Consider the following 6,297-nt stretch of genomic DNA (forward strand, 5'->3'; position numbering starts at 1 on the left):
GCCTCACTTCCGGAAGGGGAAGCCCAAGAGTTCTAGAAGGGCCTTGGCCTCCTCGTCGGTCCGGGCGGTGGTCACAACCGCGATGTCCATGCCCCGAAGGGCGTCCACCATGTCGTAGGTGATCTCCGGGAAGATGAGCTGCTCCCTCAACCCCAGGTTGTAGTTGCCGCGGCCGTCAAAGCTGTTCGGGTTCACCCCGCGGAAGTCGCGGATGCGGGGAAGGGCCACGGAAAGGAGCTTCTCCAGGAAGATCCACATCCGGTCGCCGCGCAGGGTAACCTTAAGGCCGATAGGCATCCCCTTGCGGAGCTTGAAGTTGGAGATGGACTTCTTGGCCCGGGTTATGGCCGGCTTCTGGCCGGTGATGAGGGCCAGTTCATGAGAAGCCTTCTCCAGGATGCGGGCATCCTCCTTGGCCTCCCCCAGCCCCTGGTTGATCACCACCTTCTCCAGCCGAGGCACCTCCCAGATGTTCTGGTAACCGAAGCGGCGGATGAGCTCGGGCCGGACCTCCTCGTAGTATTTCCTTTTTAGCGCCACATCCAGGGGCATCTTACTCCTCCACGTCCAAAGATCCGCCACACTTGGCGCAAACCCGGATCTTGCGGCCATCCTCTAGAAATTTCTTGCGCACCCGGGTGGGCTTGCCGCACGCGGGGCAGATGGGGCGCACCTTGGAGGCATGCAGGGGTGCTTCCTGCTCCACAAAGCCACCCTGGGGGTGCTGGGGACTCACCCGCACCGCCTTCTTAACGATGTTCACCCCCTCCACGATGACCGCTCCTCTCTTGGGCAACACAGCCTTCACCTTGCCCACCCGGCCCTTGTACTTGCCGGAGGCCACCAAAACCGTGTCTCCCTTCTTTACGTGCACCTTGGCCCGCATTAGAGCACCTCCGGAGCCAGGGAAACGATCTTCATGAAGCCCTTCTCGCGCAACTCGCGGGCCACGGGGCCGAAGACGCGGGTGCCGCGGGGCTCCAGCTGGTTGTTGATGATGACGGCGGCGTTGTCGTCAAAGCGGATGGCGGAGCCATCGGGGCGCTTAACCTCCTTTTTGGTGCGCACCACCACCGCCTTCACCACGTCGCCTTCCTTCACCGCCCCTCGGGGGATGGCCTCCTTGACGCTGGCCACAATGATGTCCCCCACGGTGGCGTACTTGGCGTTGGAGCCCTTAAGCACGCGGATGCACATGATCTTGCGGGCCCCGGTGTTGTCGGCCACCTCCAGATAGGTCTGGGGCTGGATCATGCCTTACCTCCCCTCTTGGAAAGGCTGGCGTAGTTCTGCCTACGCACCAGGTACTTTTCCACCAAGTCCAACCTTCCCCCCTCCACCAGGCGCAGCACCCGCCAGCGCTTGCGCTTGGAGATGGGGCGGGACTCGATGATCTCCACCACGTCCCCCACCTTGTACTTCTCCTCAGGATCATGAGCCAGGTACTTTTTGGAGCGCTTGATCACCTTGCCGTAGAGGGGGTGGGGAAACTGGCGCTCCACCAAGACCGTGACGGTCTTCTGCATCTTGTCGCTCACCACCACCCCGGTCAGCACCTTCTTAGGCATTGGCCCTCCTCCTCTCATTCAGGATCGTGAGGAGCCGGGCGATGAGGCGCCGGGTCTCCCGGATCCTGTGGTTCTGGGAGAGCTGGCCGATGGAGGCCTGGAAACGAAGCTCCATCAGCTCCCGCTTCTTCTCCCGAACCAGCTTCTCGATCTCACTGGAAGAGAGCTTGCGGATCTCACTGGGCTTCATCGTAGGCGTCCCTCCTCACGATCTTGGTCTTGATGGGAAGCTTGTGGCCGGCGATGCGCAAGGCCTCGAGGGCCTGCTCCTCCGTGACGCCCGCCACCTCGAACATCACCCGGCCGGGCTTCACCACCGCCACGTACCCTTCCACGTTGCCCTTACCCTTACCCATCCGCACCTCGAGGGGCTTTTTGGTATAGGGCTTGTCGGGGAAGATGCGGATGAAGATCTTGCCCCCGCGGCGGAAATGGCGCACCATGGCCACACGGGCGGCCTCGATCTGCTGGGAGGTGATCCAGGCGGGCTCCATGGCCACCAGGCCATAGTCCCCAAAGGCCACGTAGTCCCCCCCCTTGGTGGCCCCCTTCAGGCGACCCCGGTGCTGCTTGCGGTACTTCATGCGCCTGGGCATCAACATGGCCTACTCCTCCTTCTTCACACGCACCGCTGGGCGGCGGCGGCGGGGCTTTTCCTCCGCCCTCGGCCCCTCGGGGCGGACCTTGGGCTTCTGTCCACCGATCACCTCGCCCAGGAACACGTAAGCCTTGACCCCCAGCACCCCGTAGGTGGTGCGGGCCAAAGCGAAACCGTAGTCTATGTTAGCACGAAGGGTGTGAAGGGGCACCCGGCCCTCCGCGGCCCACTCGGTGCGGGCCTGCTCAGCGCCGCCGATGCGGCCGGAGACGATCACCTTGGCTCCCTTAGCCCCCGCCTCCATCACCCGCTGCACCGCCTGCTTGATGGCCCGCCGCACGGCAAAGCGGCGCTCGATCTGCTCCGCCACCCGTTGGGCCACCAAAGGTGCGGAGAGGTTGGGGTTGTGGATCTCCTGGACGTTCAGGGCCACGTTCTTGCCGGTGAGCTGGGAAAGGGTGTCCCTCAGGACCTTGATCTTCTCCCCGCCCCGGCCGATGACCACACCCGGCTTGGCCACGTGCACGGTCACAGCCACGTTGTCCGCGGCCCGCTCGATGTCGATGCGGGCCAAACCAGCCGGGTAGAGCTCCTTGGTGAGGACCTCGCGGATCTTCTGGTCCTCCAGGAGGAGGTGGCGGTACTGCTTCTTGCCCGCATACCAGCGGGACTCCCAGTCCCGGGTGATGCCGAGCCTGAACCCAATGGGGTGGATCTTATTTCCCATGTTTCTCTCCCAAGATCACCGTGATGTGGCTGGTCCTCTTCTTGATGATGTCCGCCCGGCCCCGGGCCCGGGGAAGCACCCTTTTCAAAGCGGGCCCCTCGTCCACAAAGGCCGCCTTCACGAAAAGCCGGTCCTCCAGCATGTCGTGGTTGTTGACCGCATTGGCGGCGGCGGACTCCAGCACCTTGGCCACGTAATAGGCCCCCCGCTTGTTGGTGTAGCGCAGGATGGCGCGGGCCTCCTCGAGGCTCTTCCCCCGGATCAGGTCCACCACAAGGCGGACCTTTCTGGGGGAGATGCGCACATAACGGGCAATGGCTTTCGCTTCCATGGCTACTTCTTCTTGGTGGCCTTAGCCTCTTTCCCGTGCCCCCGGTAGGTGCGGGTGGGGGCAAATTCTCCCAGCTTGTGCCCCACCATGTTCTCGGTGATGTAGACGGGCACATGCTGCTTGCCGTTGTAGACCGCAATGGTATGGCCCACCATCTCGGGGACGATGGTGGAGCGGCGGCTCCAGGTCTTGATGAGCCGCTTCTCCCCCTTGGCGTTGAGCTCCAGCACCTTCTCCAAGAGGTGGTCGTCTACGAATACGCCCTTCTTCAAGCTACGCGGCATGGCTCACCTCACTTCTTGCGGCGGGCGATGATGAAGCGGCTGGAGGGCTTGCGCCGCTTCCTGGTCTTAAGCCCCTTGGTCTGCCAGCCCCAAGGGGAGGCCGGGGGACGGCCCCGAGGCGCCCGGCCCTCACCACCGCCGTGGGGGTGGTCCACCGGGTTCATGGCGGCGCCGCGCACATGGGGCTTGCGGCCCAGCCAACGGGTGCGCCCCGCCTTGCCCAGGACGATGTTCTTGTGATCGGCGTTGCCCACGGTCCCGATGGTGGCATAGCACTCCCCGTGCACCTTCCTAAGCTCTCCCGAGGGCAGGCGCAGGATCACGTAATCCCCTTCCCGGCCCTGAATCTGGGTGCCGGTGCCAGCAGAGCGGGCCAGCTTGGCCCCCTTCTTGGGCTCCAACTCCACCGCATGGACCACGGTGCCCACGGGGATAAAGCGGAGGGGAAGGGCGTTGCCCACCTGGATGGGAGCATCCGGCCCCGCCACCACCTGCTGGCCCACCTGCAGGCCCTCGGGAGCGATGATGTAGCGTTTCTCCCCGTCGGCGTAGTGCAGAAGGGCGATGCGGGCGGAGCGGTTGGGGTCGTACTCAATGGCCGCCACCTTGGCGGGGATGCCCGCCTTGTCCCAGCGCTTGAAGTCGATGATGCGGTAAAGCCGCTTATGGCCACCCCCCCGGAAGCGCACGGTGATGCGGCCCTGGTTGTTACGGCCCCCCGTCTTCTTCAGGGGCTTGACCAAGGACTTCTCCGGCTCGGTCTTGGTGATCTCGGAGAAGTCCGCCACCGTCATGAAACGGCGGCTTGGGGTGTAGGGTTTGAACTTCTTGACTGCCATCCTCTATGCCTCCCTTGCCGGATCAGGGCCGGGCCCCCCTCCCGGCGAGGTTTAGATGAGGCCCTCCAGGGCCTCGATCTTCTGCCCGGCAGCCACCTGCACGATGGCCTTCTTGCGGTCGGGGCGCTTGCCCAGGTAGCGGCCCAGGCGCTTCTTCTTGCCCCGCACCGTCATGGTGTTCACTCCCACCACTTTGACCTTAAAGGCCGCCTCCACGGCGTTTTTGATCTCCGTCTTGGTGGCCTTGGGGTGGACCCAGAAGGTGTACTTGCCCTCTGCGAAGCCGGCGTAAGCCTTCTCGGAAAGCACCGGGGCCAGGATCACGTCAAAGGCGGTCTTCATGCCTCACCTCCCGTGCGGGCCTGGAAAGCCTCCCAAGCCGCCAGGTCCATGACCAGGCGCTCGGTGCGCAGGATGTCGTAGACGTTTAACCCCTCCGGGGCCAGGGTCACCACCCAAGGGAGGTTCCGGGCAGCCCGGCGCACCAGCTCGCTGGCCGTCACCAGGAGCACGCTTTCCGAGCCGTCTAGTCCCGCACCCTTAGCCCAGGCCAGAAACTCCTTGGTCTTGCCGTTAACCCCGGCGAAGTCCTCCACCAAAAGGAGCTTGCCCTCCCGGGCCCGGTCGGCCACGGCCATGGCCAACCCCGCCTGCCGCACCTTCTTGGGCAGGGTGTAGCTGTAGTCCCTGGGCTTAGGACCGAACACGGTACCACCCCCCACGAAGATGGGGGCGCCGATATCCCCGTGGCGGGCCCGCCCGGTGTGCTTCTGGGGATAGATCTTGCGGCCAGAGTAAGCCACCTCGCCCCGGGTCTTGGTGCTGGCGGTGCCCCGGCGCCTTTTCGCCAGCTGCCAGCGCACCACCTCCCATAGGAGGTGGGGGTTAACCTCCTGGGGGAGATCGGCGGCAAGCTCCCGCTTGCCGGAAGAGGAGAGAACAGGAATCTGGTACACCATGCCCTCCTTTACTTGGCCACCTTCTTGGTCTGGCGCACCAGCACCAGGCCTCCGTTGGGTCCCGGCACGGCCCCCTTGACCAAGAGGAGGTTTTCCTCGGGGATGACGTCCACCACCTCGAGGTTCATCACCGTGACCCGCTCGGCCCCGTAGCGGCCGGCCATCTTCTTGCCCTTATAGACCCGGCCCGGGGTCTTGCGGTTGCCGATGGACCCGGGGTGGCGGTGGATCTTGTGGGCCCCGTGGGAATCGGGGCCGCCAGCGAAGTTCCAGCGCTTCATCACCCCCGCCGTACCCCGGCCCTTGGAGGTACCGGTCACGTCTACCCGCTCGCCAGCCTTAAAGATTTCCACGGTCACCACGTCGCCCTCAGGGTTGAAGTCGCGGATCTCCTTCAGGATGCGCACCGGCCCCACCCCGGCCCGGGCGAAATGCCCCTTCATGGGCCGGTTGATCCGCTTGGGATTCTGGGGCAGGAAGCCCAGCTGGACCGCCGTGTACCCGTCCTTCTCCGGGGTCCGCCTTTGCACCACAGGGCAGGGCCCAGCCAGGATCACGGTGACGGGAATGGCCCGGTCCTCCCGGTAAATCCGGGTCATGCCCACCTTCATGCCCAGGATGCCCTTCATTTGCCACCCCCCACGGTCTTGATCTCAATCTCCACCCCGGTGGGCAGGTCTAAGGACATGAGGCTCTCGATGGTCTTGCGGTTGGGGTTCAGGATATCCACCAGGCGGTGGTGGGTGCGAAGCTCAAAATGCTCCCGGGAGTCCTTGTGCTTGAAAGGACCCCGGATTACGGTGAAGCGCCGCACCCGGGTGGGCAGGGGCACGGGACCCGAGACCTGGGCCCCGGAGCGCCGGGCGGCCTCCACGATCTTCTGGGCCGAGGCGTCCAGGGTCTTGTGGTCAAAGCCCCGTAGCTTGATGCGGATCTTGGGCATGCTTCACCTCACTCCAGGATCTTGGTGACCACGCCGGCGCCCACGGTC

14 protein-coding genes are annotated in these 6,297 nt (G+C 64.6%); all 14 read right to left on the minus strand.

Going from position 1 to position 6,297, the window contains the following annotated elements; genetic code table 11:
* Positions 1-3: 3 nt before the first annotated feature.
* From rplE to rpsJ, 14 genes are read right to left on the minus strand one after another with little or no spacing between them, the layout of a single operon-like run.
* Positions 4-552 carry a 50S ribosomal protein L5 gene (gene rplE / locus L1087_RS08190; protein WP_038041265.1) on the minus strand — a complete coding sequence of 183 codons (549 nt, stop codon included), beginning with the start codon at positions 550-552 and terminating at the stop codon, positions 4-6.
* A 1-nt stretch (position 553) separates the two neighbouring features.
* Positions 554-886 carry a 50S ribosomal protein L24 gene (gene rplX, locus L1087_RS08195; protein WP_038041263.1) on the minus strand — a complete coding sequence of 111 codons (333 nt, stop codon included), beginning with the start codon at positions 884-886 and terminating at the stop codon, positions 554-556.
* On the minus strand, positions 886-1,254 hold the full coding sequence (gene rplN / locus L1087_RS08200; protein WP_015718099.1) for a 50S ribosomal protein L14: 369 nt from the start codon (positions 1,252-1,254) through the stop codon (positions 886-888). Before rplN ends, rplX begins: the two co-directional genes overlap by 1 nt.
* Positions 1,251-1,568: a 30S ribosomal protein S17 gene (gene rpsQ, locus L1087_RS08205; RefSeq protein WP_135259884.1), complete on the minus strand. Its 318-nt coding sequence runs from the start codon at positions 1,566-1,568 to the stop codon at positions 1,251-1,253. Before rpsQ ends, rplN begins: the two co-directional genes overlap by 4 nt.
* Positions 1,561-1,758 (minus strand): 50S ribosomal protein L29, encoded by a 198-nt coding sequence (gene rpmC, locus L1087_RS08210; protein WP_038041261.1) that lies wholly within the window; start codon positions 1,756-1,758, stop codon positions 1,561-1,563. The genes rpsQ and rpmC overlap by 8 nt, the downstream gene beginning before the upstream one ends.
* Positions 1,745-2,170: a 50S ribosomal protein L16 gene (gene rplP / locus L1087_RS08215; RefSeq protein ID WP_038041260.1), complete on the minus strand. Its 426-nt coding sequence runs from the start codon at positions 2,168-2,170 to the stop codon at positions 1,745-1,747. Before rplP ends, rpmC begins: the two co-directional genes overlap by 14 nt.
* 3 nt (positions 2,171-2,173) lie before the next feature.
* Positions 2,174-2,893, minus strand: a complete 720-nt coding sequence (gene rpsC / locus L1087_RS08220) for a 30S ribosomal protein S3 (RefSeq protein ID WP_038041259.1) — start codon at positions 2,891-2,893, stop codon at positions 2,174-2,176.
* A complete protein-coding gene (gene rplV, locus L1087_RS08225; RefSeq protein WP_038041258.1) occupies positions 2,883-3,224 on the minus strand; it encodes a 50S ribosomal protein L22 in 342 nt (113 codons plus the stop codon). Before rplV ends, rpsC begins: the two co-directional genes overlap by 11 nt.
* Before the next feature lie 2 nt (positions 3,225-3,226).
* Complete coding sequence (gene rpsS, locus L1087_RS08230) at positions 3,227-3,508, minus strand: 30S ribosomal protein S19 (RefSeq protein ID WP_011173711.1); 282 nt, start codon at positions 3,506-3,508, stop codon at positions 3,227-3,229.
* An 8-nt stretch (positions 3,509-3,516) separates the two neighbouring features.
* Complete coding sequence (gene rplB, locus L1087_RS08235; RefSeq protein WP_038041257.1) at positions 3,517-4,347, minus strand: 50S ribosomal protein L2; 831 nt, start codon at positions 4,345-4,347, stop codon at positions 3,517-3,519.
* A gap of 51 nt (positions 4,348-4,398) precedes the next feature.
* The gene (locus L1087_RS08240) at positions 4,399-4,689 is read right to left on the minus strand and encodes a 50S ribosomal protein L23 (protein ID WP_015718106.1); all 291 of its coding nucleotides are present in this window, start codon (positions 4,687-4,689) and stop codon (positions 4,399-4,401) included.
* Positions 4,686-5,306: a 50S ribosomal protein L4 gene (gene rplD, locus L1087_RS08245; RefSeq protein WP_038041256.1), complete on the minus strand. Its 621-nt coding sequence runs from the start codon at positions 5,304-5,306 to the stop codon at positions 4,686-4,688. Before rplD ends, L1087_RS08240 begins: the two co-directional genes overlap by 4 nt.
* 8 nt (positions 5,307-5,314) lie before the next feature.
* Positions 5,315-5,935 carry a 50S ribosomal protein L3 gene (rplC, locus tag L1087_RS08250; protein ID WP_234558437.1) on the minus strand — a complete coding sequence of 207 codons (621 nt, stop codon included), beginning with the start codon at positions 5,933-5,935 and terminating at the stop codon, positions 5,315-5,317.
* Positions 5,932-6,249, minus strand: a complete 318-nt coding sequence (gene rpsJ / locus L1087_RS08255) for a 30S ribosomal protein S10 (protein ID WP_015718109.1) — start codon at positions 6,247-6,249, stop codon at positions 5,932-5,934. The genes rplC and rpsJ overlap by 4 nt, the downstream gene beginning before the upstream one ends.
* Positions 6,250-6,297 lie beyond the last annotated feature (48 nt).

The organism is Thermus tengchongensis (assembly GCF_021462405.1).
Classification (GTDB): Bacteria; Deinococcota; Deinococci; order Deinococcales; family Thermaceae; genus Thermus; species Thermus tengchongensis.